26 protein-coding genes, 2 tRNA genes and 1 other RNA gene are annotated in these 24,512 nt (G+C 61.2%); 16 read left to right on the top strand and 13 right to left on the bottom strand.

Annotation, left to right across the window (positions count from 1 at the left end; all coding sequences use genetic code 11):
- Positions 1-4: 4 nt before the first annotated feature.
- The gene (locus HZR20_RS02885) at positions 5-406 is read right to left on the bottom strand and encodes a DsrE/DsrF/DrsH-like family protein (protein WP_181685095.1); all 402 of its coding nucleotides are present in this window, start codon (positions 404-406) and stop codon (positions 5-7) included.
- 164 nt (positions 407-570) lie between these two features.
- On the opposite strand from HZR20_RS02885, the gene HZR20_RS02880 reads away from it, so the two are divergent.
- Both HZR20_RS02880 and HZR20_RS02875 read left to right on the top strand, forming a co-directional pair.
- On the top strand, positions 571-1,146 hold the full coding sequence (locus HZR20_RS02880; protein ID WP_181685094.1) for a magnesium transporter: 576 nt from the start codon (positions 571-573) through the stop codon (positions 1,144-1,146).
- Complete coding sequence (locus HZR20_RS02875) at positions 1,146-1,706, top strand: magnesium transporter (RefSeq protein WP_181685093.1); 561 nt, start codon at positions 1,146-1,148, stop codon at positions 1,704-1,706. The genes HZR20_RS02880 and HZR20_RS02875 overlap by 1 nt, the downstream gene beginning before the upstream one ends.
- A 2-nt stretch (positions 1,707-1,708) precedes the next feature.
- Here the strand turns inward: HZR20_RS02875 and HZR20_RS02870 are convergent, their stop codons facing one another.
- Genes HZR20_RS02870 through HZR20_RS02860 form a run of 3 tightly spaced genes read right to left on the bottom strand, consistent with a single transcriptional unit; the run spans position 1,709 to position 3,351 of the window.
- A complete protein-coding gene (locus HZR20_RS02870) occupies positions 1,709-2,323 on the bottom strand; it encodes an HAD family hydrolase (protein ID WP_181685092.1) in 615 nt (204 codons plus the stop codon).
- Positions 2,324-2,341: 18 nt separating this feature from the next.
- On the bottom strand, positions 2,342-2,761 hold the full coding sequence (locus HZR20_RS02865; RefSeq protein ID WP_181685091.1) for an RNA-binding domain-containing protein: 420 nt from the start codon (positions 2,759-2,761) through the stop codon (positions 2,342-2,344).
- The gene (locus tag HZR20_RS02860) at positions 2,758-3,351 is read right to left on the bottom strand and encodes an AAA family ATPase (protein WP_181685090.1); all 594 of its coding nucleotides are present in this window, start codon (positions 3,349-3,351) and stop codon (positions 2,758-2,760) included. The genes HZR20_RS02865 and HZR20_RS02860 overlap by 4 nt, the downstream gene beginning before the upstream one ends.
- A gap of 507 nt (positions 3,352-3,858) precedes the next feature.
- Here HZR20_RS02860 and HZR20_RS02855 point away from each other — a divergent pair.
- Both HZR20_RS02855 and HZR20_RS02850 read left to right on the top strand, forming a co-directional pair.
- Positions 3,859-4,518, top strand: coding sequence for a hypothetical protein (locus tag HZR20_RS02855; protein ID WP_181685089.1), 660 nt, complete (start codon positions 3,859-3,861; stop codon positions 4,516-4,518).
- Positions 4,515-5,813 carry a hypothetical protein gene (locus tag HZR20_RS02850; protein ID WP_181685088.1) on the top strand — a complete coding sequence of 433 codons (1,299 nt, stop codon included), beginning with the start codon at positions 4,515-4,517 and terminating at the stop codon, positions 5,811-5,813. The genes HZR20_RS02855 and HZR20_RS02850 overlap by 4 nt, the downstream gene beginning before the upstream one ends.
- A gap of 301 nt (positions 5,814-6,114) precedes the next feature.
- On the opposite strand, the gene HZR20_RS02845 is transcribed toward HZR20_RS02850, so the two are convergent.
- Positions 6,115-6,975 (bottom strand): sulfurtransferase, encoded by an 861-nt coding sequence (locus HZR20_RS02845; protein WP_181685087.1) that lies wholly within the window; start codon positions 6,973-6,975, stop codon positions 6,115-6,117.
- 264 nt (positions 6,976-7,239) lie between these two features.
- Between HZR20_RS02845 and HZR20_RS02840 the strand changes: the two genes are divergently transcribed.
- Positions 7,240-8,016, top strand: a complete 777-nt coding sequence (locus HZR20_RS02840) for a sulfurtransferase (protein WP_181685086.1) — start codon at positions 7,240-7,242, stop codon at positions 8,014-8,016.
- Between the two features lie 148 nt (positions 8,017-8,164).
- On the opposite strand, the gene HZR20_RS02835 is transcribed toward HZR20_RS02840, so the two are convergent.
- Entirely contained in the window at positions 8,165-9,163 is a 999-nt protein-coding gene (locus HZR20_RS02835; RefSeq protein ID WP_181685085.1) for an AI-2E family transporter, read from the bottom strand.
- A gap of 262 nt (positions 9,164-9,425) precedes the next feature.
- Between HZR20_RS02835 and HZR20_RS02830 the strand changes: the two genes are divergently transcribed.
- From HZR20_RS02830 to HZR20_RS02805, 6 genes are read left to right on the top strand one after another with little or no spacing between them, the layout of a single operon-like run.
- On the top strand, positions 9,426-9,998 hold the full coding sequence (locus HZR20_RS02830) for an NADH-quinone oxidoreductase subunit NuoE family protein (protein ID WP_181685084.1): 573 nt from the start codon (positions 9,426-9,428) through the stop codon (positions 9,996-9,998).
- A gap of 2 nt (positions 9,999-10,000) precedes the next feature.
- Positions 10,001-11,890, top strand: coding sequence for an NADH-ubiquinone oxidoreductase-F iron-sulfur binding region domain-containing protein (locus HZR20_RS02825; protein ID WP_181685083.1), 1,890 nt, complete (start codon positions 10,001-10,003; stop codon positions 11,888-11,890).
- A gap of 4 nt (positions 11,891-11,894) precedes the next feature.
- Positions 11,895-13,745, top strand: coding sequence for a 2Fe-2S iron-sulfur cluster-binding protein (locus HZR20_RS02820; protein ID WP_181685082.1), 1,851 nt, complete (start codon positions 11,895-11,897; stop codon positions 13,743-13,745).
- Entirely contained in the window at positions 13,742-14,314 is a 573-nt protein-coding gene (locus HZR20_RS02815; protein WP_181685081.1) for an NADH-quinone oxidoreductase subunit B family protein, read from the top strand. Before HZR20_RS02820 ends, HZR20_RS02815 begins: the two co-directional genes overlap by 4 nt.
- 12 nt (positions 14,315-14,326) lie before the next feature.
- Positions 14,327-15,745 (top strand): Ni/Fe hydrogenase subunit alpha, encoded by a 1,419-nt coding sequence (locus tag HZR20_RS02810; RefSeq protein ID WP_181685080.1) that lies wholly within the window; start codon positions 14,327-14,329, stop codon positions 15,743-15,745.
- Between the two features lie 33 nt (positions 15,746-15,778).
- Complete coding sequence (locus HZR20_RS02805) at positions 15,779-16,264, top strand: hydrogenase maturation protease (protein ID WP_181685079.1); 486 nt, start codon at positions 15,779-15,781, stop codon at positions 16,262-16,264.
- A gap of 168 nt (positions 16,265-16,432) precedes the next feature.
- Here the strand turns inward: HZR20_RS02805 and HZR20_RS02800 are convergent, their stop codons facing one another.
- The 7 genes from HZR20_RS02800 to HZR20_RS02770 form a co-directional block, all read right to left on the bottom strand.
- On the bottom strand, positions 16,433-16,969 hold the full coding sequence (locus HZR20_RS02800; RefSeq protein WP_181685078.1) for an Rrf2 family transcriptional regulator: 537 nt from the start codon (positions 16,967-16,969) through the stop codon (positions 16,433-16,435).
- 48 nt (positions 16,970-17,017) lie between these two features.
- Complete coding sequence (locus HZR20_RS02795; protein WP_181685077.1) at positions 17,018-18,040, bottom strand: NAD-dependent epimerase/dehydratase family protein; 1,023 nt, start codon at positions 18,038-18,040, stop codon at positions 17,018-17,020.
- 127 nt (positions 18,041-18,167) lie between these two features.
- Positions 18,168-18,596, bottom strand: an RNA gene (gene rnpB / locus HZR20_RS02790) — RNase P RNA component.
- Between the two features lie 73 nt (positions 18,597-18,669).
- Positions 18,670-19,311, bottom strand: a complete 642-nt coding sequence (gene pdo / locus HZR20_RS02785; RefSeq protein WP_181685076.1) for a protein disulfide oxidoreductase — start codon at positions 19,309-19,311, stop codon at positions 18,670-18,672.
- A gap of 322 nt (positions 19,312-19,633) precedes the next feature.
- Positions 19,634-19,705 (bottom strand) — tRNA-Thr (locus HZR20_RS02780).
- Between the two features lie 121 nt (positions 19,706-19,826).
- The gene (locus HZR20_RS02775) at positions 19,827-20,516 is read right to left on the bottom strand and encodes a DUF7114 family protein (RefSeq protein WP_181685075.1); all 690 of its coding nucleotides are present in this window, start codon (positions 20,514-20,516) and stop codon (positions 19,827-19,829) included.
- A 102-nt stretch (positions 20,517-20,618) separates the two neighbouring features.
- Positions 20,619-21,446, bottom strand: coding sequence for an NAD+ synthase (locus HZR20_RS02770; protein WP_181685074.1), 828 nt, complete (start codon positions 21,444-21,446; stop codon positions 20,619-20,621).
- A 185-nt stretch (positions 21,447-21,631) separates the two neighbouring features.
- Here HZR20_RS02770 and HZR20_RS02765 point away from each other — a divergent pair.
- From HZR20_RS02765 to HZR20_RS02745, 5 genes are all read left to right on the top strand, one after another.
- Positions 21,632-21,702 (top strand) — tRNA-Gly (locus HZR20_RS02765).
- A gap of 185 nt (positions 21,703-21,887) precedes the next feature.
- A complete protein-coding gene (locus tag HZR20_RS02760; protein ID WP_181685073.1) occupies positions 21,888-23,006 on the top strand; it encodes a tyrosine-type recombinase/integrase in 1,119 nt (372 codons plus the stop codon).
- Positions 23,007-23,261: 255 nt separating this feature from the next.
- Positions 23,262-23,690 carry a JAB domain-containing protein gene (locus HZR20_RS02755; protein ID WP_181685072.1) on the top strand — a complete coding sequence of 143 codons (429 nt, stop codon included), beginning with the start codon at positions 23,262-23,264 and terminating at the stop codon, positions 23,688-23,690.
- Positions 23,691-23,732: 42 nt separating this feature from the next.
- Positions 23,733-23,963: a helix-turn-helix domain-containing protein gene (locus HZR20_RS02750; protein WP_181685071.1), complete on the top strand. Its 231-nt coding sequence runs from the start codon at positions 23,733-23,735 to the stop codon at positions 23,961-23,963.
- Positions 23,964-24,085: 122 nt separating this feature from the next.
- Positions 24,086-24,512 (top strand): hypothetical protein (locus tag HZR20_RS02745; protein ID WP_181685070.1); only part of this gene is annotated, 427 nt, incomplete at its 3' end.

The raw sequence follows: 24,512 nt of genomic DNA, 5'->3' as shown, positions 1-24,512 counted from the left end.
CACCTTAGACGAAGATTACCTGTTTGTCCGACGCACGGTTCAGGAAGCCGGCAACGCCGAGCGTGTCGTCGAAGATGTCGATGTAGTCGTCGAGGTCGGTGTCCATGAGGTCCATCACCATCTCGCAGGCGTAGACCTCCAGCGGACCGATCCCCTTGGCGCGCTCCAGTTGCTCGAAGAACATCGGCACCTCGTCGCCGCCCGAGTGCAACATCGCTTCGCCGGCCGGTCCGGCGACCTGGAAGTCACCGCTTTCGATGCGGTCTTTCTCGAAGGCCGAAAGGCCGTTCATCGTCACGAACACCTCGACGGGGATGTCCGAGGACGCCGCGATCGAGCTGATCATACTAACTGCCTGTACGCGCTCCAGTTCGCCGGATGCGAGCACAACTGCGTAGCCTGTCATTGGTCTCTCACAAGTTTCTCTACGATGTGGGCATTTATAGTATTTCGCAAAGTTTCCAAGATGGTGGGAATCATGTGGGACGGTATCGCGGCTACTGTTACTTGCCCCACCTGGCGATCGTTCACGCGGGCGTTTTTTGCGTCGGCCGGTCGTCAGTCCGGGTAATGACCGTGCGCGAGGTGGCTGTCCGGGCCTATCGGGAAGGACTCCCGGCCCTCTCTGCCAGCCTCGTTGGCGGCTTGCTCGCCGGCGTCGTCCTCGGCGGGATGCGGGCCGAACTCACTGCAATCGACGGCTTGCTCGTCTTGGTGCCGGCGTTGCTCGCGACGCGCGGGAACGTCTATGGCTCGCTGGGTGCACGGATCGCGACCGCACTTCACCAGGGGCTGCTCGAACCCCGTGTGCGTGAGGCCGACGACCGACTGCTCACGGCAGTCGCCGCGGCGATCGCCAACGGGCTGCTTGCCAGCGTCTTTGCCGCGGTTGTGGCGACGGCGGCACTCGTCTGGCTCGGCCGACCGGGCGCAGGCCTCCCGGTACTCGTCACTGTCGCGTTCATCTCGGGCGTCTTGTCGGGGATCGCGCTCGCTACCACGGTCGTCCTGGTCGTCTTCGCCGGCTTCCGTCGCGGGTACAATCCTGACACCCTGGTCGGGCCCCTGGTCACGACTGCCGGCGATGTCTTCGGGATGGCCGCGCTGTTGATCGCCGCCAGACTCGTCATCTGGGGGGTGGGCTGATGGCCCGGACCGACTGGACGATGCGGGCGATCACGCGGGCGATGTTGCCAGTCTTGCTCGTGTTGACCACGATAGAGATCGGGAGCGGCCTCGTCCTGAAGAGTTTCGAGGGTGAGCTGCTCACCCATCCCTCATTGCTGGTCCTCGTGCCAGTGACAATCGGGACGGCAGGAAACCTCGGCTCCATTCTCGCCGCGCGGCTCTCGACGGCGTTTCATCTCGGGACACTCTCCTTTGACCTAACCGACGATCGCCTGCTGGGCAACGCTCTCGCGACGGTCGCGCTCGCGCTGTCGGTCTTTCCCGTGATCGGCGTCGGGGCCTGGGGACTGGGGACGCTCACCGGCGGGTCCGACCTGGCGGTGACGACGGTCCTCACGGTCGCTGTCACCAGCGGGGCGGTCCTGTCAGTGCTCGCCATCGTCGTGACTGTCGTGGCGACGTACGTCGCCTATCGACTGGAACTCGATCCGGACGACGTGGTGATCCCCGTCGTCACGAACGTCTGTGACGTGCTTGGCGTGGTCGTGCTGTTCGTCGTCGTCCAGATGTTCGTCTGAGATCACACCAGCGCCCGCACTGTCGCCCAGAAGTCCGGGACGTCCTCGCCGCGTTCGACGCGGACTGGGGTAAATCCGGCTGCTCGGGCTCCCTCGACGTCGGCATCGCTGTCCCCGACCATGACGTACTGGTCCGCGTCGATCGCCTCGCGCGCCCGCTCGAAGATGGCACTGTCTGGCTTGTGCGCGCCGACCTCGTAGGAGACGATCACGGCCTCGAAGTACCCCAGGAGGTCGTGATGTTCGAGTTTCGCCCGCTGGAACTCACCGACGCCATCCGTCAGGACGCCGAGGGCATTGTCCTCGGCAAGTGCTGCCAGACTCTCGTGGGCTGCGTCGCTGACCCGGGAGTGTGTACACTCCGCGTCTCGGAGGGCCGCGACCAACTCGTCTGGATCCGCCTCGACGGCGAATCGCTCGCAGACGGCGACCATCCCTTCCCGGTAGGGCTGTGGATCGAGCGCCTCGAAGCGTGGGCCGAAAGCGTCCAAGAACGTCTCCGCGGCCGCGTCCGGGTCGTCTGCGTACTCGCTTAGCACGTCGGCAACCAGGCAGTCGTAGGGTTCCTCGAAGGTCAATAACGTCCCGTCGAGATCGAAGTAGATCGCTGTCGTCATTGTGCGTCTTCGGTGCTCTCAAACGTCAGGATCGATCGGTCTGCCGTCCTGAGTCCGTGGGGCGATATGGTCGATGAACGATTCCACATCCGGTTCTTCGACGCGGACGCTGACGTGGATCTCCCCGAGTTCGTCCGGTTCGCCCACCGAGAATGTCACGACACCCTCGAAGGCTGCCTGTTTCTTCAGCGTGAAACTGAAGCGGTCTCCCTGGCGAGTATCGAAGAACACGCCCCGTGCCGTGTCGAGAATCTCCCGCCGGTGGAGCAGTTCCGAGAAGTGTTCGAGATCGTGGGCCTCGGCGTGCAGTTCGCCCGGTTGCTGCTCGACAGTCGCCGACGGGAAGACGTTCGTGATCGCATCGGCGACCCGGTCGGTCACCTCGGTGTCGTAGACGGGCGCGGTGATCTGGACGTCAACGCGGTAGGCCTCGCTCATGGGTCTCCCTCCCACTCGACGCGGTCGTCCCCCGCGAGCGCCGACGACCCGTCGGTCAGCAGTGTCTCGACACGCTCCTGAAACGCTGGGAGACTGTCGACGTTTGCGACCGTGACGTCGGCCACGTCCATCGCCTCGCCCATGCCGAAGCCGAGTTCCCGCTCGTCGCGCTCTGCCAGACTCTCGCCACCTTCCTCGGCGCTGGCGTCTCGTCCCCGAAGATCGAGTCGTTCGGCCCGCGTCTCGAAGGGCGTCTCGACGCTGACCAGCAGGAAGTCCTCGCCGAAGGCGTCCCGGAAGCGTTCGACTTCGACATCCGAGCGGATGCCGTCGACGACGACGGTGTCGTGCTCTTCGAGTCCGTCCTCGATGTGGGAGAGCGACGCCTCGGCGATGGCGGCCGGGCCGTTCTCCTCCCGTAGTGCTTTGGCCACCTCGCCGTGGTGGGTCGCCGGATCGAGTCCGCGATCGCGACAGGCCTGCCGGATCACGTCGCCCATCGTGACAATCGGCACGTCCAGGTCGCGGGCGACTGCGGCGGCCTCGCTCTTGCCGCTGCCGGGCAGGCCCACGAGTCCGATGACGGTCATTACCCATACTTTGGCTGACTCCGGCTAAAAGGACTGTGACTCCCGAGCAGTGACGTATTGGGTATATCCGGTCGACTGTGTCTCGGTGGCCGATCCGCCTTTCTGCGACGATATTGCATATTTGGCCAGTTATGTGGTGGATTTGGCCGGATATTGTTGCTGATCGTGCAGAACAATCTTTGTTCAACGAGCTTGTGATCTGATACCACGACGATTGTGGCATGTTACCAAATCATAATAAACAATTATTATGGTACGGGTCTATGGCTACGATATGGCGACAAGCCAGCAGCCCACGACGGGGTATCACACCTGCAGCTGTGGTGAGTCCTTCGAGTCGACGGAGGACCTCATCGAACACGCACAGGATGTCCACGGACTCAGTGTATACTGAGCGGGTGCTGGCGACCCAGTTTTCGATATGTAACGGGTGGAGAACCGTGACTGTGCTCCCCATCAACCGGTAGTTCCACAAGACGTTTGGGAATCCTGATCGAAGGAGGTCCGATGCCTGATCTGACCCGCCGCCGCGCCCTCCTCGCGGTTGCGTCGGGAGCCGCTGCACTCGCCGGTTGTGGGGGGACGGCGACCGATCCCGTCACGATCGATGATCGTTCCGACGGCGAACTGATCGACGACTACGAGGTCGTCTCCGCCAGGAACGAAGATGGTGCCGTGCTGTTCACCGAAGGTGAGATTCCGACGGCCACACAGAGCGATCGATCGAACCGATATGCCCGCCGGGGTCGATCGATCGTCGTCTCGAGTGAGGATCTCGACGCGATCACGTTCGGTGACGTCCCTGAGGCCGACCGCCTTCGGTCGTTCGCAAGCGCGACCGACTTCGGGTCGTCCTCGCTGTACATGGCGTCGCACTCGGTCGACGCGTGCCACGAGATACGCCTCCAGTCAGTGAGCGTCGAGTGGGACGGGTCCGAGGACATCCATCCACACGCACAGTTCTGCCAGACGACCCGGCCGGCTGACGTCGCGTGTGCTACCGACACGCTACACACGGTCGGATTCGTCACCCGGCTCCCCGTTGCGGCCGAGAGCTCCTCCGGCAGTGGCCGAGGGATGTCTTACGAGTGTGGCCCGAGGCCTGCCCCGCGTGGGGACTCCTTCGATGGCGACGTAACTCCCGCGAGTGGGGGTGAGGACGCGTGAGCTCCCGTCGCCAATTTATCGCCGGCCTTGGGACGCTCGGTGTCGCCGGTCTGGCCGGCTGTTCGGGGCTGCCGTTGGTCGGAGACGAACAACCAGATCGTCCCGACTTCGATGTCCCGATCGGCGCCATTCCGGCGATCGAGTCGCCGGCGTCGCCGTTCCCGGTTTCGGTTCCGGATTCGCTGGCTGACTCGCATCGCGAGCGCGCGACCGAACTCCTCGATCGCGTCCCGGCAGCGCCGTCGATTCCGAATGGGGCCGTCGCCGAAGAGCTTCGATCCGATCGCGAGCGCGTCGCAAATCGACTCGAAAGCGAGTCCGATGAGCCCTGGGCCCTCGACGCACTCTCGTGGTGGCGAGCCCGTCGCGGTTCGGCGGCCAACATCGCAGGCGCGTATCGGGCGGCGATCGGCGAGAACGATCCATCGGGACTCGTGGAGCGCCGACGGACCGTCCGGGAGGACCTCGGTTCGTTCACCGCCGACCACGACTATCGTGCCGACTCGGTCCGGGAGGCGGTCCTCGTTCACGCGCCGATCGAGGGGCTGCTCTCGTTGAGTCGCCGTCGAGCCAGTCCCGATCCCGGCTATCCTGACGATCCGATCGCCGAACCGTTCCGGGCAGGCGACGCCGTCGAACGAGTCGAGGTCGCCGCCGCGACGCTCGCCGACGCGCGTCGACTCAAAGACACGCATCTGGCGGATCGTTCCGCGGTTCCGACACAGTGGGGCGCGCTCATCGATGCGACCGACCGGCTTCGATTCGCCGTCAGCGAAACCAAAGAGCCGGTACGTGGATTCCTGGATGCCGGTCTTGATGCGTTCGATCGCGACCTGGATCTGACGCCCGCATACGAGCTGTTCACCGTTGCCGCTCCACAGACTCGCTCGTCGGAGAACGCGTTCCATGAACGGCGAGACAAGGGTTCCCACGCGACCGCCGTGATCGAGGCTGGGGAGACCCTCGCCGCCTTGGAGGCATTCCGGACAGCCATCGAGGGTATTCAGGACGGTGGCTACCAGGAAGATGTAACTATCCAGTCTCTCGAACGGACGGCGAGGCGGGCAAAGGACGCTATCGACGCGATCCGGACGGCCGAGTACGGGTCGCTGGCGGCAATGATCGGCCGGCCGGCACTATCGAGTTACGAAAGTGTTCCGGGGCGGATCGAAGAGGGCTATGCCGATCCGCTCCGTATGCAGGGCGAACTCGCCTGGATCGAACTGTACGCCCGTACCGTCCCGTCGGCTGCCGAATTCGTCGTCGAACGCCTCGACGCCACCGGGAACGGGTAGCCCAGGTACGGATGGACGCAGCAGGTCACGTCGAAAAGCCCTACGCCTCATCCGGGTCGTCTTCTTCGTCCTCGCCCTTCTCTGCGGGTCGCTCGTTCCCTCACTCCCCGCTTCGATTCGAGGCCGACTCCCGCACTTCGCTGCTCACGGCTCGCATCGCTCGCCGTTCCGAGACACTCCCGCTGGTCGCGTCTCGCTTAGTCGTCGGCCTCGCCCTGTTCGGCGGGTCACTGTGTTCCCCGCCTCACCTCGAGGCGGCGTTCACTTTGTTCACTCGCGGCTCACTTCGTTCGGCCTCGCGTCACTCCGCCTCGCCCTTCTCTATCGGGGCCCCAACAAGATTGCCCCACTCGGTCCAGGAGCCGTCGTAGTTGATGGCGTCCTCATAGCCCAGTAGCTCGTGCAGAGCGAACCAGGCGACCGAGGAGCGCTCGCCGATCCGACAGTAGGCGACGGTCGTGGAGTCGCCGTCGATGCCGTAGTCGCTGTAGAGCTCTGCCAGCTCGTCGAAGTCCTTGAACGTCCCGTCGTCGTTCGTGACGGCGGCCCAGGAGATGTTCTGGGCTCCGGGGACGTGGCCACCGCGCTGAGCCGTCTCCTGCAGGCCTGGTGGCGCGAGAATGTCGCCCCTGAACTCCTCGGGCGAGCGAACGTCGACCAGCGGCAGGCCTCGATCGATCGCGTTCTCGACATCTTCGCGATATGCGCGGATGGATTCGCGCGGTCCGCTTGCCTCGTACTCGACGGCGGAGAAGTCGGGGGCCTCACTCGTGGTCGGATAGTCGTTCTCGACCCAGTACTCGCGGCCGCCATCGAGCAGCTTCACGTCGTCGTGGCCGTAGTACTTGAACTGCCAGTAGGTGTAGGCGGCAAACCAGTTCGAATTGTCCCCATACAGGACGACCGTCGAATCCTCACTGATACCGTGGCTCCCCAGCAGGTCCTCGAAGTCTTCCTTCGTGAGGATGTCACGGGTCGTCTGGTCTTGCAGTTGGGTCTCCCAATTGAACCCGATCGCACCGGGCGCGTGGGCCTCCTCGTAGGCCTCGGTGTCGACGTCTACTTCCACGAGTCGATGCTCGGGATCGTCGCTCTCGAATGCGTCCAGATTGTTCTCGACCCACTCGGCCGAGACCAGGACGTCGTTTGCGTACTCAGTCATAGTGCAACCATCCCTACTACCCACACGCATAAAGCCGCTGACGTATCGGCAGGTACGGCCACTCGTTGGCCTTAGGGGCAGGTCTTGCCGTCTGGCGGCCGACAGCCGAGACAGCGGTGCGTGTAATCGCCACCCGACGCGATGGTCCGGTAACTGGTGGGTGTCCGAACAGCCGAAACCAGCAAGGAATGTCGCTACCTCGGAGCACTGGCAGCCAGGGATGGCGCCCACACGTTCAAACCGCGGGGCGGCCAAGCACTCCCAATGACTGATATCGTCTCTGGGTCCTGGCTGGCCGACCGACGCGATGCCGTGACGATCGTCGACGTCCGGGACGCCTGGGAGTATGAGGGTATCGGCCATCTTCCGGGGGCCGTGTCGATCCCCTTTGACTCGTTTCGCGCCGAGGACGGCGACGAAGGAATGCTCCCCGGCGAGGACGTCTTCGCCGACCTGCTCTCTGCGGCAGGCATCACACCAAGCGATGATATCGTCGCCTATGACGACACTCACGGCGTCTTTGCCGCTCGATTGCTCGTAACTGCGGAGTTGTACGGTCACAATCCTGACCGCCTCCACCTGCTGGACGGCGACTTCAGCGCCTGGCAGCGGGAGCGACCCACGACCGATGACGTGCCCGACGTCTCGGCGACCGACTACACGATCGAGCGGCCGTCCGAGACGCCGCTGGTCGATCGCGAGGCTGTCGTCACGGCGCTCGACACCGACGCCGTGATTGTCGACACGCGCGAACCCGGGGAGTACGAGGCGGGTCATATCCCGGGTGCCGTGCAACTGGACTGGCGCGATCTCGTCGACGACGACACGCGCGCCATCAAACCCGACGACGAGATCGAGACAATCCTCGAAGCGAAGGGGATCACGCCCGAGAAGCGGATCGTCCTCTACTGCAACACGGCTCGGCGGATCAGTCACACGTACGTTGTCCTCCGACACCTGGGCTATCGGGATCTCGCGTTCTACGAGGGGAGTCTCACTGAGTGGGAGGCCGCGGGCGAACCGATCGAGACTGTCGAGTAAGCCGGCCGTTGCAGCCTAGCTGGCACGGTGTGATACCCGTGCACGCGACTGACGTGGCGTCCGACAGTTATACGGGATCCCTCCGCCTGAAGGCGGAGGAGAATGTCAAGTGTCGGCAGAACGGGTGTCTACCCACAAGCCTTCCCCATTAAGCGTGGGTAGCTGACTGTTGTTCACTGGCTAGCAGTTCGACTGACTCGGCAAACAGTGCCACCACAACCGGTCCGGCGATGATCCCGATCGCACCCATCGTGAGGATGCCGCCGGTGAACCCGATGAAATAGAGGCTCCCGGGGAGATCGGCGGCGATTGCCGAGAGGCGCGGGCGAACGATGAGATCCGGCAGGCCCGCGATAAAGACGAGGCCGATCGTCCCGACTACCATTCCCTGGACGGCGTTCTCGGCGAGGACTTCAGTGACGACCAGGATGCCGATTAGGACGCTTGGCCCGATGATCGGGACGAACTGCAGGACGCCGCTCAGGACAGCCAGCGTGACGGTGGCGTCGTAGCCAAGGAGGAAGAACACAGGCAAGGCAATCAGAAAGGTCCCGACGCCCGTCGCACCTTGGAGGATGTACAGCCCGTAGAGTGTATCTCGAAGCCGCTCGTGTAAGGCTTCGAAGATATCGTGATAGGCGGGCGGGACCGTCTGGTGGACGGCCTTGGCCGGCAGTGTCGGTTTCAGCAGTAACGCGTACACCAACAGGACAAACAGGAAGAACTTCAACGCGAGTACGGGCGCGGCCCCTGCCGCATCGAGTGCCATCGTCGTCGCCGTCTCCTGAACGGCGTCGATTATCGTCGTCACCGTGAACGTATGGCTCATCTCCAGCACAGTGATCGAAAACTCCTGCGGGAGATCCTCGATCAGCCCGAAAAAGGCGGATCGGCGGACGTATACCGCATATCCCAGGGGTGTGAAGACGCCCAATGCCACGACAAAGGCCACCACCGTACTGAGTCCTGCAGCCATCCGGGGCCGGACCCCTCTGTTGGCGAGTCGGCGACGGACTGGGTACAGCACGTACGCGACCGTAATCGCGAAAAAGACTGTCCCGAAGACGCTCCACAACGTGACCATCGCAAGTGATCCCATTACGATGAACAACCCAGTCAGCGCGAGAACGCGGTCAGACGGCGGCATGGACCCGCTTCTCGCGGAACCCGTTTAACGCTTTTTCCCACCAATACTCTGCGTCGGTGTCGAGAATTGTTCAATAGTGCTTTTCGAAACGCAATTTTGATGTCTATATTGGTTCGAAATCGGCATTCACGGAAGTAACGTAACGTAATGTATTCGATAGCTGCTGAATCACGACCAGTCCATCACATTCTAATATATATGTTTTCATGGAGTGAGAATACGGTACATTCCTTTACAGGACGTACCGGTAATTCTCTCCTATATGGCAACGCTAGAACGCGTCAAGCAATCGTTGCGGTCGGGCGAGTCCGAATCTGGGACTGATTCGGACATCATTCCGGCCGATGCCGGGGTCGAAGACGTCTGTGACGATGAGATCGAGACGGTTGAGGCGATTCTCACGGACGTCCGCCCCGAGAAACGCGGTGTCATTCCGGCACTCCAACAGGTACAAGACGAGTACGGCTACCTCCCGAAGTTCGCGTTCGAACTGATCGCCCGTCACTGTGAGAAGTCCCTCGCCGACATTTACAGTACGGCATCCTTTTACTCGCAGTTCCACCTCGAGCCGCGGGGCGACTACAGCGTCCGGGTATGCACCGGCACGGCCTGTCACGTAGCGGGGGCCGACGAGGTCTCCGAGGAACTGCAGGACGAACTCGGCGTGGGCCTCGACGAGGTCACCGACGACGGGTCGTTCACGATCGAGCATGTCCGGTGTGTCGGAGCGTGTGGACTCGCACCGGTCGTCACTGTCGACGACGATGTCCACGGTCCGATCGAACCTGACGATGCCGAGACGATCATCGAGGAATACAACGAGAGTGGTGACTGACCATGGCTGAAGTTCTTCAGCGTCCGACCGAAGTCGATACCGTCGATGGACAGATCCGTATCGTCATCTGCCAGGGAACCGGGTGTATGTCCTCTGGATCTGACGAAGTGTACGAGGCGTTCCGCGAGCAGATCGGCGCTCTCGACGGCACCGAGAATGTCGCTCTCTCCTGGAGCGAGGGCGACATCGATCACGAGGAACTCGGTATCGAGCCCAAAAAGAGCGGCTGTCACGGTTTCTGTGAACTCGGACCGCTCGTCCGCATCGACCCGATGAACGTCCTCTACACGCAGGTGGGCGTCGACGATGTCGAGGACATTGTCGAGAAGACAATCCGGAACGGCGAGGTCATCGAGGAACTCTGTTTCGAGGACGAGACTGGGGCCCGACAGTCACGGACCGACAATATCCCGTTCTACTCCGAACAGAAGCGTCTCGCTTTGGGCAACTGTGGCCGCATCGATCCCGAGAGTGTCGAGGAGTACAAGACCACTGGCGGCTACGAGGCGATGCAGACGGTCCTCTCTGAGATGGACCCCGAAGATGTCTACGGAGAGGTTCAAGATGCGGGTCTCAGAGGCCGTGGTGGCGGTGGGTTCCCGGCCGGTAACAAGTGGATGTTCGCCCATCAGGAGGACGCGAGCGAGAAGTACGTCATCGCCAATTGTGACGAGGGCGACCCCGGAGCGTTCATGGATCGCTGTCTGGTCGAGGGCGATCCCCACCGCGTCATCGAAGGGATGGTCATCGCCGGGTACGCCACCGGTGCCAACGAGGGCATCATCTACCTCCGGGCGGAGTACCCGCTTGCGGTCGACCGCATCCAGCAGGCAATCGAAGACGCCTACGAGGCGGGCTACCTCGGGACGAACATCATGGGAACCGGCTTTGACTTCGACTTCGAGGTCGAGAAGGGGGCCGGTGCGTTCGTCTGTGGTGAGGAGACGGCCCTGATGTCCTCTATCGAAGGCGGGGCTGGTCGACCGTCACCGCGTCCACCCTATCCCGCCCAGTCCGGTCTCGAGGATAAGCCGACGACAATCAACAACGTCGAGACGCTGGCGAACGTCCCGCTGATCATCAATAACGGTGCCGAGTGGTTCAAACAGTACGGTAGCGAGGACAGCCCGGGGACCAAGACCTTCGCGGTCTCCGGGGACTGCTCGGCGACGGGGCTGATGGAGATTCCGATGGGGCTGACCCTTCAGGAGATCATCGACGTCGCCGGCGGCATCGAGGGCGATAAGGAGTTCAAGGCGGTCCAGATCGGCGGTCCATCCGGTGGCTGTCTCGCCGAGAAACACCTGGATATGCCGGTCACCTTTGACTCCTTACAGGAGGTTGGTGCAATGCTCGGTTCGGGTGGGCTGGTCGTTATGGACGACGAGACCTGTATGGTCGATGTCGCGCGGTTCTTCCTCGATTTCACCCAGGACGAGTCCTGCGGGAAGTGTCCACCCTGCCGAATCGGGACCCACAAGATGTTGCGTATCCTCGAGCGGATCACCGACGGCGAGGGCGAACCCGGCGATATCGATCGCTTAGAGGAACTCGGCGAGACGATCGCCGAGAGTTCTCTGTGTGGGCTGGGCCAGACGGCACCCAATCCGGTGTTGAGTACGCTCGAGCACTTCCGCGATGAGTACGAGGCCCACATCTACGACGACGAGTGTCCTGCCGGAGAGTGTGAGATCGGCGGTGGGGACCACGCGGGCACCTACAAGATCGCCGCCCAGGACTGTGTCGGCTGCCAGCAGTGTGTGGACGTCTGTCCGGTCGACGCTATTGCCGGCGACCCAGGCGAGGCACACTCGATCGATCCCGAGACCTGTATCGGCTGTGGACAGTGCGTCGAGGCATGTCCGACCGACGCCATCGACATGAGGACGTGATAGTATGAGCAAGGCAACCCAGAGTGAGGCCGAGACGGGCGTCACTCTCGAAATTGACGGCCAGGAGGTACAGGCACGCGACGGACAGACGATTCTGGAGGCAGCCAAGGAGGCTGACATCGATATCCCGACGCTGTGTGAACACGCGAACCTCTCGAACGTCGGGGCCTGCCGGATGTGCCTGGTCGAGGTCGACGGCGAGCGCAACGAGACCGCCTGCACGACGGCTGCCCAGGACGGCATGGAGATCTCCGTCGAAACTGACGAGCTGTGGACCCACCGGCGAACGATGCTTGAGATGATGTTCGCCGATCAGAACCACTACTGCATGTACTGCGAAATGGAGGGCGACTGCGAACTCGAGGACATGTTCAACCGGGCCGGCCTCGACAGCAGTCGCGTTCCCCTCGAGTATCCGGACATCGAGCCGGACGCTTCGAACGAATACATCACGATGGATCTCGACCGCTGCATCAGCTGCGGTCGCTGCGTCCGGACGTGCGACGAGATCGTCGGCAACGGCACGCTGAACTTCGGGAACCGTGGCCGGGAGACGACGATCGTCGTCGACGACGATGTCTCGCTTGGCGAGTCGTCCTGTGTCTCCTGTGGGTCCTGCGTGCAAGCGTGCCCCACCGGCGCGTTGTACAGCCCGCTGTCGGCGTATAAGGGCCGTGAGCGCAATTGCGAGGTCGAGACGACGACCTGCAGTGAGTGTTCGGTCGGCTGTGAACTCGACGTGTACACCAACTCCGGGCGGATCGTCAAGATCGAAGGCAACGAGGACGGCCCGGCCGACGGCCAGCTGTGTGAGATGGGGCGCTTCGAATTGCTCGCCGACGGTCGCGAGCGGCTCGTCGAGCCACAGGTCGACGGCGAGACGGTCAGTCTCGAAGACGCGATCGATCGGGCCAGTGCCACCTTGGCCGGGGCAAACGGGGTCAACGCGTTCGCCTCCGATCGCCTACCGACCGAGACCCTAGAGGCGTTTTCCGAGGCACTCGCGGCGTACGACGCCAGCCTGGAGATTCCCGGGGCCGAACGTGCCACACTCGAATCGGAGGTTCTCTCGGCGCTCGAAGCGGAACTCGACGTCGAGACGGCCGACCTCCTCGTCGACTCGCTGCACGATCTCGAGGACAGTGACACGCTGGTGGTCTACGATACGGGAATCGTCGAAAGCCATCCAGTCGTCGCCTCATACGTCCGCCGGGCGGCCAACGGCGAGACGACGCTGGTCACAATCGACGACGGCGAGGATCGCCTCGAACGGTTCGCCGATCACTCGATCGAACTTGCGGCCCCGGCTGCGACGGTAACCGAGCAGGTGACCGACGTCTTCGAGGGGGGTACCGAGGCACTCGCCGATGGGACCGTCGAGGACATCGTCGATGTCTCTCTCCAGCTGTCCGGGGACGCGACGTTCGTTCTCGGTCCCGCGGTCGAGGACGCCGAGACGATGGTCGACATCTTCGGTCTCGCGGCAACCAGCGACAACGAGGTTCTCAGCCTCGGGCCGGGAAGAAATAGCGCAGTCGCGAACGTCCCGACCGACGACCTCGAGACGGACGCCGACGTTGCGTACCTGCTGGCCGCCGACGACCGCGACGATGATCTCGATCGGTCGATCGAGCTTGCCCGCGAGGCCGACACCGCGATCGTCCACGCGACCCGTGCGTCGGCCCTGACGGAGATCGCCGACGTCGTAATTCCAGCCCTGGACTGGTTCGAGCGCGAGGGAACGATCGTCGACGCCGATGGCGAGGACCGCGCAATCGAACGCGTCCTCGACCCTCGCGGAGAGATCGATTCAGACCGCGAGCTTCTCGCGGACCTACAGGAGGTGGCCGCATGAGCGCACAAGCTGAGGTCGACACACAGGACGACCGGACGACCGTCGCGACGGTGTGTCTGGGCGGCTGTTCGGGTTGTCATATGGAGTTCTTGAACGTCGATCACGGGCTAATTGACCTCGTTGAAGAGGTCGACATCGTTGCCAGTCACATGATCGTCGACGAGAAGGGCGTCCCGGAGGCCGACGTCGGCATCGCCGAGGGCGTCGTCACCAACGAGGAAAACGTCGAGGTCGCCGAGGAACTCCGTGAGAACTGCGATACGGTCGTCGCCTGGGGCGACTGTGCTGCACTGCGCGGGATCATGTCGCTGCGCAACTACCAGGATCGCGACGAAATGTTAGAAGCGACCTTTGCGGAGAAGGCCGACGACGAGAGCGAGGTGCCTTTCGGTGACGACGAGGGCGTCCCCGAACTACTCGAAGACGCCCGGCCGCTCGATGAGTACATCGACGTCGATGTCTACGTGCCTGGGTGTCCGCCCGACGCCGAGGTCATGAAAGAGAGCCTCGAAGCGCTGGCTCGCGGGGAGACCCCCGAGATCGAAGGCGACAAACTGCAGTACGACTAACGAGGGACAACAATGAGCAAGAAGGAAGTCATCGATCCGGTCACGCGCGTCGAGGGGCACGGCAAGATCACCATCCATCTCGACGACGAGGGGAGTGTCGAGGATGCACAGTTCCACGTCACGGAATTCCGTGGCTTCGAGGAGTTCGTCGAGGGTCGCCCGATCTGGGAAATGCCCGAGATCACCGCCCGCATCTGTGGCATCTGTCCGGTCAGCCACCAGTTGGCCGCGGCCAAAGCCGCCGACGACGTCATGGATGCCGACGTTCCCGAGAGTGCCCACAAGCTCCGAGAGCTGCTCCACATGGGCCAGGTCCTCCAGAGCCACGCCTTGAGCTTTTTCTACCTCTCCAGTCCCGATCTGGTGCTCGGCTACGACGCCGATCCCGCCGAGCGCAACATCGAGGGCGTCTTGGAGGAGAACCCACAGCTGGCCGAACGCGGGATCGACCTACGGAGTTTCGGCCAGAACGTCATCGCCGCCTTAGGCGAGAAGAAGGTTCACCCCGACTTCGCCGTGGCGGGTGGCGTCTCGAACACCCTCGACCGCGAGGACGGCGAGGAGTTACTCGAGGAGAGCCAGCCCCTCCCCGAATATCTCCGAGAGACGATCGATCTGCTGCAGGATATCTTCGCGGACATGGATCCGGACACGCTGGATTATGCAACGTATCCGACCGGGTACATGGGACTGGTGACTGAGGAGGGTGGCCTTGAACACTACGACGGAGACATTCGACTTGTCGACGAGGCGGGTGACGGTCTTGAGGAAATCGACGACGGCGACTATCGTGACATCATCGCCGAGCGCGCAAAGGAGTGGAGCTACCTCAAGTTCCCCTACTACAAGGACCACGGGTTCGAGGACGGCCAGTACCGCGTTGGCCCACTGGCCCGCTTGAACGCTGTCGACGACATCTCAACCCCGCAGGCCCGCGAGGAGTGGGTCGAGTTTATGGATGCCGCCGACGGTGCCGTCCACGAGCGATCTACCTACTACCACTGGGCGCGCCTCATCGAGATGTTGCATTGTGTTGAGCGCATCCAGGAACTGCTCGAAGACGACGACGTCTACGAGGGCATGACGAACGTCCAGACAACGCCGAAAGCCGGCACGGGCGTCGGCGTCATCGAGGCCCCGCGTGGCACACTCATCCACGAGTTCACGATCGACGACGGCGGGATCGTCGAGGATGCCAACTTCATCGTTGCCACGACGCACAACAACGGCGCGATGAACCAGGGCGTCACCTCCGCCGCCGAGACGTTCATCGACGGCCCGGAGATCCCGGAGGGCATTCTCAACAAGATGGAGAGCGTCATCCGGTGTTATGACCCATGTCTCTCGTGTTCGACCCACTCCATCGGCGAGATGCCCCTGGAAGTGACTCTCGAACAGGACGGCGAGACGCTCGACGAGATCAGCCGCTGAGAGCGGACGGACAACGGACACCAAACTCCACTCATGGATGCACTGCTACTCGGTCTGGGCAACGACATCAAGCGCGACGACGTGGTCGGGCTGGAAGTGACCGACGCGCTTGCAGACCGCTTTGACGACGATATCGACGTCGAGACCTACACCTCCGGCCGGCTGATGCTCATCCAGGAACTCAGCGGCTACGATCAGGTGTTCCTGGTCGACGCGATCAAGACCGACGGGGGCACGCCCGGTGAGTACTACGAGTTCTCCCCGAGCGAGGTCGAACCCGGCGACGATTCGGGTGGGCTGGCGACCCACAACGTCGGGCTTGGGACGCTCCAGACGCTGGGCGAGGCGATGGGCCAATCCATGCCCGAAATCACCATCTTCGCTATCGAGGTCGAGAACCCCTTCGAGTACGGCGAGGGGATGACCGACGCCGTGAGTGAAGCGGTGCCGACGCTGATCCAGGAGATCGGCGACGACATCGAGGCGACCCTGGACGCTTCCGTGGCTGCGTCTGCCTGACGCTGTCTCTCTTCGGTTTTGTACTCCACATTGTGTCACTCGTAGCATCGATCCGTCGAGAGATGACTGTCGTCGGTGACGGCGATGGCCGAGACTCACCGGCGGTCGTGCCCATGCACGTCCCACCACGCCGCCGGGTGACGTGAGACTGTCAGCCGCCCGCTCGTATTACTGACTGGGCTCTTCGAAGGGTGCTTCCATCTGTGCGACGTCGACCAGCAACGCTTCACCGCTGCCGAGCACGTCAGTCACTTCGCCCAGGACTACGAGATCGAATTCGGGGGTCGGGCCGAGAACGATCGGATCACCGACGCCGACGTCATCGAGCAGTTGCCGTAACTGAACGCGCGCTCGGCATTCAGTCGGGTGATGGACGTTCGAGAGCGTAATCGATTCGATCGTGACGTCGATCCGATCGTAGTTGCCCGCGAGGGTGACCTCTTCGGTCTCTTTCTCGGGGTCCCGGCCGAGAATTTGATACGCCAGCTCGGTCGGTTCGTACCCACCTTTTGGTCCCGTGATACTTTCGACGAGGCCCAACGAGGCTAGCCCCCGCATCTGGTTTTTGATCGACCCCTCGGAACGATCAAGGACATCCGCGAGTTGACTGCTCTTGACGGGTCCGTCTGATTCTGCATACTCGTTGACCAAGACTTTCAGCGCATCCCTGTCTGGCGCTGAGAGGTCAACCTCATGGTCGGCCATGTACTTAGTGATGCTACCGGCCCGATTCACTTATTTCCCCTGTCCTCCTCATTGGCCGTTCCACGTGAACTGCTCGCGGAATTCGGCGGTCGACTCCCGCCAATCGTCGATCAATGCGTCCTCGAAGGCGTTGTCTTCCCCGCTCTCGATCTCGTCGTGGACTTCAAGCCACGCCACCGTTCGCTCGACACCAGTTTCGAAGTCGATCGTGTATTCGAAACCCAGATCCCGTTTGGCCTTGCTGTTGTCGAAGACCGTGCTGAACTGGAAGTGGTCCCGGAGCATCTCCGTCCGGTCCGGTGCCACGTCTCGCAGGATGTCGGTCGGAATGTGTACCAGATCGGGCTCGGGTGCGTCCAGGGCCGACGCGACCCGGCGGTGGTACTGATTCCAGGAGATGACTTCCTCGCTGGTTACGTGATACGTCTCGCCGTAGGCGGCCTCGTTGCCGACTGCATTGACGAAAGCCCGGGCGACGTCGTCGCGGTGGCACGGACCCCACAACGAGGTCCCGTCGCCGTGGACGACGATCGGTTTGCCCTGGCGAATCCGCTCGATGTAATCGGTTTCGATCCCGAACGTATGCAGCACTGGACCGCCCTCGCCGTACGTGCTCCACGGGCGGATGATGGTCACATCGAAGGCCCCGTCGCTCTCGGCCTCGCGAAACCGATCCTCGGCGGCGGCCTTCTGTGCGCCGTACTCGCTGACGGCCGGGTTGCGGGCGGCGTCCTCGGTGACGGGATTGCGTTCGGGCGGCCGGGCGTAGACGTCGATCGTGCTCGTGAAGATTAGTTGCTCGACCTCCTCACCGAAGGCTCGAATGTCACTCTCGGCGTCTTCGGGGGAGAAGCACATCATATCGATGACTGCATCGACGTCGACGCCACTGACAGCGTTCTCGAAGGCGTCGTAGTCGAACCGATCCCCGTGAATCCGCTTGACGCCGTCGGGAATCTCTACGTTTGTCTCTCCCCGATTGAAGATCGTCACGTCGTGGCCCGACTCCACGAGCTGTCGAGTGATTCCAGTCGAAATGACGCCCGTGCCGCCGATAATGAGTACGTCCATACTTGCTGGTTCCGCACGGCTCCCACATCATGCTTGGCTTTCGTGAATTAATTCCTCATAAATAGCTCCCGGACGGGCGAGCGGTAAATCGTTCTGGTGCAGGTGTTGTCACTCTCGATGTGTGAATGGCTGCGGGGAGTGAGCCCCCTTCTGTTCGAGCCGGCATTCGGCTGTGCGTCCGTGCCGTGTCCGGACTACCTGTCGCACGGACTTGCACCGGCGAGGATTCGCCGTTCCATCCGTTCTCGTCCGTCAGCGTGTCGGCAATGCCGACACGAACGCCCTCGGTGGGTTCACTCCCCGTCACTTAGTCGCCCGCAGAGCGGCCGCCTTGCGGCGGTCGATCCGACGACCTTTCTCGCTCGGGGTTCGCACACCTCATCGGTCGGGACGAGGGGTCTCGTTGCTGTTCCAGTGCCGACGGTCTCCCGCCCCGGGTTTGCACCCGGTCGCCTGCCCGGACGGTGGGGGGACTTTCCTCATGCCCGTTGGCCGCGTTCCGACTGCGTCGGAACGAAATTGACTTCTCGGGCACGGGAACCGGCCTCCCGCTGCCGGTTGGATTTACTCGGCGTGGCGGATTAAGGGATTCGATCGGGCGGGGGGCTGAAGAACGCCCCAAGATCCGCCTAGAGTGCCTGTTTGACCTCTTGGAGGAACTGTTGTGGGGGTAGTGCGCCCGTGAACTCGCCGTCGGTCCCGTTGACGTTGATCTGTGGGACGCCACGGACGCCAAACTCCTGGGAGAGTTCCATGAACTCCTGAGATTCGACGGAGTTGGCCTCGACGTGTTCGTTCTCGATCGCGAGGCTGTGGGCCGTCTGGACCGCCCGCGGACAGTGCGGGCAGGTCGGCGTCACGAACACCGTGATTTCGACTGGTTCGTCGATTGCCTGTAGTTCCTCTCGAACGCTCTCGTCGAGTTCCGTCTCGCCTGTCGACACGGCAACGAGATCCTGCAGGAACGAACTGAACTCCTGGCCCGACGGGATACCGAAGTACCGGACACCGGAGACATCCTTGCGGGTGATGACCGTCACCGGCCCGCCATCGTACTGGTCGGCACCGAGTTCGGCGGCCAGTGGATCCTCCATGTCGTGGACTTGCAGGTCGATCTCGTCGGCTAGCGATTCCACGTCTTCGATCAGTGATACAGTCTCCTCACAATACTGGCAGTCGTCATCCGTGAACACGTGAATGTCGATCGGCTCGGATAAGCCTTCGAGGACTTCTTTGACTTCGGATTTATCGTCTTCGTCGAGTATTGCCATCGGTACCATACGGTAGTGGCTACGGCCCAATTATATTTTGCGATATACACAATATCGCGACTATCCGGACTCGCCATGTTTGACCACATTCTCCCCTGCCCTTGAGAGCCCACCAGAGATTAGGCTATTTGTCGGCACTGGACTCGACAGGGGCTCGGCGCGGCACTCGCCGGATAGTGACGAGAGGACCAATTGTTTCGCGGAAACACTTCAGAATGGGCCTCGGCCGGAATTTGAACCGGAGGAAGACTCACTTCGCTCGTCTTCCAGGGATTCAAATTCCGGTTGTAGCACTCGCTCCTCACGTTCGTTCCTCGCAGAAAGCCTAGGCCGGAATTTGAATCCGGGGTCTCGTCCTTACCAAGGACGCGCTTTACCGCTAAGCTACCCAGGCGCACGGCGTGTATTTCACTTTCCGTCTCCCGCATCCGGCTTTACTACACAGCCGTATATGAATGTGATGAAAGCCACCTGCCGTGACTCGGGGTAACACGAGAACACGGTTTTAGCTGATTTCAATGATCAGCTGAGGTCCGGACGCCGTCGCAGCCGGTCGAATCGATCGAGACGAGTTCGGACAGCCGATCGGTCGAGAACTCGGGCCGACCACCGTTTGCCAGCGCCCCGTCGGCCAGGGAATTCGCGTACTCGCGGAGTCCTGGCGACGGTTGGCCACCGACCGCGGTCGTCCCGGCGACGGTCGCCAACTCGAAGACGTCAGCCTCCAGATTTCGATCGAGTGAGGTATCGTCAGTTTCCCGTCGGACGGTCTGGTCGCGACCGAACGCTCTGACGGTGGTCACTGCTTCATCGGAGGCCTCGGTATGGGCAAGCAGATAGAACCCGCGAGCGACGAGGATGTCGGCGATAAGGACGTCCAGATCGCCCTCGTCTTTTTGGTCGGCGGGCCACGGTGGATCTTGAGCGAGTGTCCGTGTCAGGCCGAGTCCTTCGTAGATCAGTTGCACGCCGACCGCCCGCTTGGCGACGGCGTCGGTCAGCGGATCGTCGGGGTGATCGATGACAGCCCGGGCCGTTCCGGCAGCTCGGCGTTCGAGGACGGCTCGAGCACACTGGACCGTCAGCACTCCAGCAATCATGGCACTGCCTTCCAGACGGGAGACGATCCGATCGTGCAATTGTTCGGGCCCGACATCTTCGATAGCGTCCGTGGCGGCCCGACGAACCACCGCGGCTTCCTGCATTACCCATATGTAGCGGTGGGAAAGTCAAAGACCTTTGGAAAGGCCCCCTCTATTTACCATTCAGTCCTCCAGTTTGCGGACAATATTGCCGTCAGAACCGCGCTACAGGGACGCTGGCGTCGGCGGCGTTGCTCGTTTGTGGGCGCTCTGATCGTACAGGTCCCGGACATGCTCGACCACCGACTGCTCGACGCCGACGATGTCAGCCGTCGCGCTGGCCCCCACACCGCCTTCGATGTGGAGCGCCAGAATCGAATCGATGGTGTCATACTCGACTCCTAATTCCCCTTCGTCAGTCTGATCGACCCACATCCCCGCGGTGGGGGTCCGAGAGGCGATGTCCTCGGGCACGCCCAGGTGCCGGGCCAGCTGGCGGACCTGCTGTTTATACAGGTTCGCGATCGGGTGGCAGTCGACGGCCCCGTCACCGTACTTCGTGAAATAGCCCGTTAGGGATTCGGTCCGGTTACCTGTCCCCAGGACGAGTCCGTTCTCACTGTTGGCGACGAGGTAGTTCAAGACGGCCCGTGCCCGCACGCGAACGTTACCAACCGCCATCCGGTCGCCTTCGGCGTCTGGATACGCGTCGAGGAACGTCTCGACGATTGGCTCGATCTCGACGACATCGTACTCGATCCCAAGGTCCTCGGCGACACGCTCGGCGTCGCTCATCGTTTCGGGATCGTTGACTTCGCTTGGCATGACCAGCCCGTGCAAGTTCTCTGCCCCGAGTGCCTCGACGGCGAGGTACGCCACCGCCGAGCTATCGACGCCGCCCGACAGTCCAAGTACAGTGCCGTCAACGCCCGCATCCTCGACCTGCTTTACGATGAAGTCGGTGATGTGGTCTTTGTGGATCACCAACTCCTCGTCGGACAGCTGCAAGTCAAGCGGTGACTCCGCTCTCGCTATCGACTCGGATTCTGACATGTATGACGTTTGGTGTTCGAGAACCAAATAGGCACTCTTTGGCGCGATATTGCTGCACAAGCATCGTTCGACCTTGTTCGATCGGCAATCAGTAGCGTGACGCCCTCCGTTGTCTGGCGTCGTGCTGAAGCGCTACGTTCAAGTGCGACCGCATCGCAAATTCCGTTTGCGAACGCAGTGAACGAGCGCTGGTGGTCTAGTGGTAGGACATGAGCTTCCCAAGCTCATAGCCCGGGTTCAATTCCCGGCCGGCGCACTGTAGAAGCGTTCTACCCTTCGTTTTCCGGATTTCTTCAGAGATGGAAATGTGCGTTCGAAAGCTTACAACGTGGGTAGGCGTACAGCACCCCGGTCCCGTCCCCGGGTTATAAAAACTGTCAGGATTACTAGCTCTAGCGCTAGGCCGAACACCGTTTACAAGGGTTCGGGGGTGAAGAGTTGATGTCGCAAGAACGCAAGCAGATTGATGGTATCGTTGTCGTCCCTGAAAACTCGGAGGAAGTACTTAATCAACGCCAGTTGACAGACTACCGTGAGTTCCGGGAACAGCTGATCAAGTGGATTCTCAACCTGGGAAAGGACCCGGAGAAGGCCAACGGCTACGCGTGGGATACCGCGCGCCAGCGCAGCTACAAGATCGATAAGTTCTACCGCTGGGTCTGGGAGCAGGAAGGCGGGTACACGTTGAAGGCGACGCCGCGGCACGCGGAGGAGTACAGCAAGGAGCTCGCGTACGAGGACCACAGTTCCACGCACAAGGCGTCGATCCAGAAGGCGTTGAAGACTCTGTTCAAGTTCAAACGATACCAGGGAAAGGACGTGGAGTGGGAGCGCAGCATCAAGTTCTCCTCGAACAGCGGGACCCATAACGCGCGCGACTTTCTGACGCGCGATGAACGACGGAAGATCAAGGAAGCAGTCCTCGAATACGGGTCCATCCCACACTACGACTCGTTAAACCCGGAGCAACGGGACCGGTGGAAGCAGCACCTGGCACAGAGGTTCGAGAAGCCGAAGGCCGAGGTATCGAAGGATGACTGGAAACGTGCGAACGGCTGGAAGTACCCGTCGATGGTCTGGGTATCGATGGACGCCGGGCTGCGCCCGAAAGAAGTAGGTAGGGCCTCGGTTGACTGGCTGGACCTGGAGAACGGGATGCTCCGGATCGCGAAGGAAGATTCGACGAAGAACACGGATAACTGGAACGTCGGCCTCAGCGACCGCACCGCCAACATCCTCAGGAAATGGGTCGCGGAACGAGAACAGTACGACAAATACACCGATACGGACCAACTCTGGCTCACCAAGTACGGAAACCCGTACGGCACCGAAGCCCTCAACCGGTTACTGCGGAAGCTCTGTGAAGAGGCGAGTATCCCGGTGTCGAACAGGGACGTGACGTGGTACAGCATCCGGCACTCAGTCGGGACCTACATGGCTCGGGACAGCGGACTGGCCGCCGCCCAGGCACAGCTCAGGCACAAGTCGGAAAGAACAACGATGCGGTACGACCAGGCACCCGTAGAAGACCGGAAGAAAACACTCAACAACTGGGACTGACCCTTCTCCTTTTCTCTTGTGCGCGTGCGAGAACCCATACACGGTAGTTAGTCGTTCACGTTTACCACCTGATCCAAACCCTTCAGTCGGACCAGGAAGGAAGTGTTGTCACCTGATCCGGGGCTGGTTTTCCGGGCCTGGTGGAAGTGTTCGGGCCTGTTTCTGGTGCTGATTTCTAAACCACGATGTAACTAATAGTCAAGGTATTTATAAAATTAAGTTACAATATGTAAATCAGAGGGTGGAAAGACCGGAGTGGATTACGAGCTTGGAACCATCCAGGTAACCGCAGAACTTCGAGACGAGGAACCGGAAGAGATCAGCAGCCTTACTGACGTCACCAAAAAGTACGGCTTCCTTCGAGACAGACCTAAGGAGCACTTCTACGCGGTTTTCCTGAAGTCGGACAACGAAGTAATCGGAGACAAGTTGATCAGCCTCGGAAGCACAGGGGAAGCCCCAGTGGACGTGAAAGACGTGGCCCGGACCGGCGTCCTCACCAACGCATCCGCCGTCATCCTCGTACACAACCACCCCAGCAAAAACAACGAGGCCTCACAGAAGGACAGAGATATCACCCGGGAAATCAAGCAAGCTCTCGACATCCTCGACATCGAAGTACTCGACCACGTCATCATATCCCAGGACGGCAGCTACAGCATGAAACAACACGGCGACCTCTAAAACCCGCCTCAAATAAAAACGTCAACTGTCCAACCCAGACTTATGGACGTCGACAAAATCCTCAACAGGTACAACCTGAAGAGGAAAAACGCAGCCCGATACATCGACGCGATCACCCGACTCAACCAGACACAGACCGCAGAGGAAACCGGAGTCTCGCGCCAGACAGTAAGCCGCTACAAAAACGCCTTCCAGGAAATGACCCGGCAGGAACGCCTACTACTCATCGCCACTCTAACACAGGAAAAACTCCTCGAACAAAACACAGAATAGGTGAACCCCGGTATCGCGCAGGCACTACAGAAAGGAGACCAGGTCAAACTCATACTCGACAATTATACCAGAAGACATGACTTGAAGAGGATAGAGTGAATATATTGACGGGTGAGATTTGAATGAGGATTCTAACAAAAGGAGGTTCTATCCCTGGAGTTCCACACGATGAGGCTGAATGGACAGAGCCTGTCAACATCAAGGACTACGACACCGTCATCCTGAATCTAAACAGTATAATTGAGAATGCAGACGAGCTTGCTACCCCCAACAGCCGTATCCCTCAGTCAGTCGAATTCCCGCCTGCCGAGGATATCGTGAAACTCCTTCGGGCAGGTAACAGACTCTACATCTTTTTACCGGATACACGCTACATCAGCCTTCTCAGAGTGGAGGACGCTGAATCTTCTCAGGAGGAGATAGACCTACTTTCCTGGTTGCCTTTTGAAATTGAGACTTCAGAAGAATCTGGTGTCTCAGTTGATGAAAGATCAGTTCATAGTCAATGGCGGTGGTACTTCGAAGAAGATTTTGATTGGCCAATGTATA

Source organism: Halorhabdus salina (genome assembly GCF_013839425.1).
Lineage (GTDB): Archaea > Halobacteriota > Halobacteria > Halobacteriales > Haloarculaceae > Halorhabdus > Halorhabdus salina.
Note: the sequence above shows the minus strand (reverse complement) of the source record. Positions and strands in the feature narration are given on the sequence as shown.

What these genes read in the sequence shown, in the direction of transcription:
- HZR20_RS02840 (WP_181685086.1), top strand. Translation starts at nt 7,240, where the DNA reads ATGACTGATATCGTCTCTGGGTCCTGGCTGGCCGACCGACGCGATGCC.
- HZR20_RS02880 (WP_181685094.1), top strand. Translation starts at nt 571, where the DNA reads ATGACCGTGCGCGAGGTGGCTGTCCGGGCCTATCGGGAAGGACTCCCG.
- HZR20_RS02870 (WP_181685092.1), bottom strand. Translation starts at nt 2,323, where the DNA reads ATGACGACAGCGATCTACTTCGATCTCGACGGGACGTTATTGACCTTC.
- HZR20_RS02795 (WP_181685077.1), bottom strand. Translation starts at nt 18,040, where the DNA reads ATGGACGTACTCATTATCGGCGGCACGGGCGTCATTTCGACTGGAATC.
- HZR20_RS02750 (WP_181685071.1), top strand. Translation starts at nt 23,733, where the DNA reads ATGGACGTCGACAAAATCCTCAACAGGTACAACCTGAAGAGGAAAAAC.
- HZR20_RS02865 (WP_181685091.1), bottom strand. Translation starts at nt 2,761, where the DNA reads ATGAGCGAGGCCTACCGCGTTGACGTCCAGATCACCGCGCCCGTCTAC.
- HZR20_RS02760 (WP_181685073.1), top strand. Translation starts at nt 21,888, where the DNA reads ATGTCGCAAGAACGCAAGCAGATTGATGGTATCGTTGTCGTCCCTGAA.
- HZR20_RS02800 (WP_181685078.1), bottom strand. Translation starts at nt 16,969, where the DNA reads ATGGCCGACCATGAGGTTGACCTCTCAGCGCCAGACAGGGATGCGCTG.
- HZR20_RS02820 (WP_181685082.1), top strand. Translation starts at nt 11,895, where the DNA reads ATGAGCAAGGCAACCCAGAGTGAGGCCGAGACGGGCGTCACTCTCGAA.
- HZR20_RS02845 (WP_181685087.1), bottom strand. Translation starts at nt 6,975, where the DNA reads ATGACTGAGTACGCAAACGACGTCCTGGTCTCGGCCGAGTGGGTCGAG.
- HZR20_RS02860 (WP_181685090.1), bottom strand. Translation starts at nt 3,351, where the DNA reads ATGACCGTCATCGGACTCGTGGGCCTGCCCGGCAGCGGCAAGAGCGAG.
- HZR20_RS02770 (WP_181685074.1), bottom strand. Translation starts at nt 21,446, where the DNA reads ATGTCAGAATCCGAGTCGATAGCGAGAGCGGAGTCACCGCTTGACTTG.
- HZR20_RS02825 (WP_181685083.1), top strand. Translation starts at nt 10,001, where the DNA reads ATGGCTGAAGTTCTTCAGCGTCCGACCGAAGTCGATACCGTCGATGGA.
- HZR20_RS02830 (WP_181685084.1), top strand. Translation starts at nt 9,426, where the DNA reads ATGGCAACGCTAGAACGCGTCAAGCAATCGTTGCGGTCGGGCGAGTCC.
- HZR20_RS02810 (WP_181685080.1), top strand. Translation starts at nt 14,327, where the DNA reads ATGAGCAAGAAGGAAGTCATCGATCCGGTCACGCGCGTCGAGGGGCAC.
- pdo (WP_181685076.1), bottom strand. Translation starts at nt 19,311, where the DNA reads ATGGCAATACTCGACGAAGACGATAAATCCGAAGTCAAAGAAGTCCTC.
- HZR20_RS02805 (WP_181685079.1), top strand. Translation starts at nt 15,779, where the DNA reads ATGGATGCACTGCTACTCGGTCTGGGCAACGACATCAAGCGCGACGAC.
- HZR20_RS02885 (WP_181685095.1), bottom strand. Translation starts at nt 406, where the DNA reads ATGACAGGCTACGCAGTTGTGCTCGCATCCGGCGAACTGGAGCGCGTA.
- HZR20_RS02775 (WP_181685075.1), bottom strand. Translation starts at nt 20,516, where the DNA reads ATGCAGGAAGCCGCGGTGGTTCGTCGGGCCGCCACGGACGCTATCGAA.
- HZR20_RS02855 (WP_181685089.1), top strand. Translation starts at nt 3,859, where the DNA reads ATGCCTGATCTGACCCGCCGCCGCGCCCTCCTCGCGGTTGCGTCGGGA.
- HZR20_RS02815 (WP_181685081.1), top strand. Translation starts at nt 13,742, where the DNA reads ATGAGCGCACAAGCTGAGGTCGACACACAGGACGACCGGACGACCGTC.
- HZR20_RS02835 (WP_181685085.1), bottom strand. Translation starts at nt 9,163, where the DNA reads ATGCCGCCGTCTGACCGCGTTCTCGCGCTGACTGGGTTGTTCATCGTA.
- HZR20_RS02875 (WP_181685093.1), top strand. Translation starts at nt 1,146, where the DNA reads ATGGCCCGGACCGACTGGACGATGCGGGCGATCACGCGGGCGATGTTG.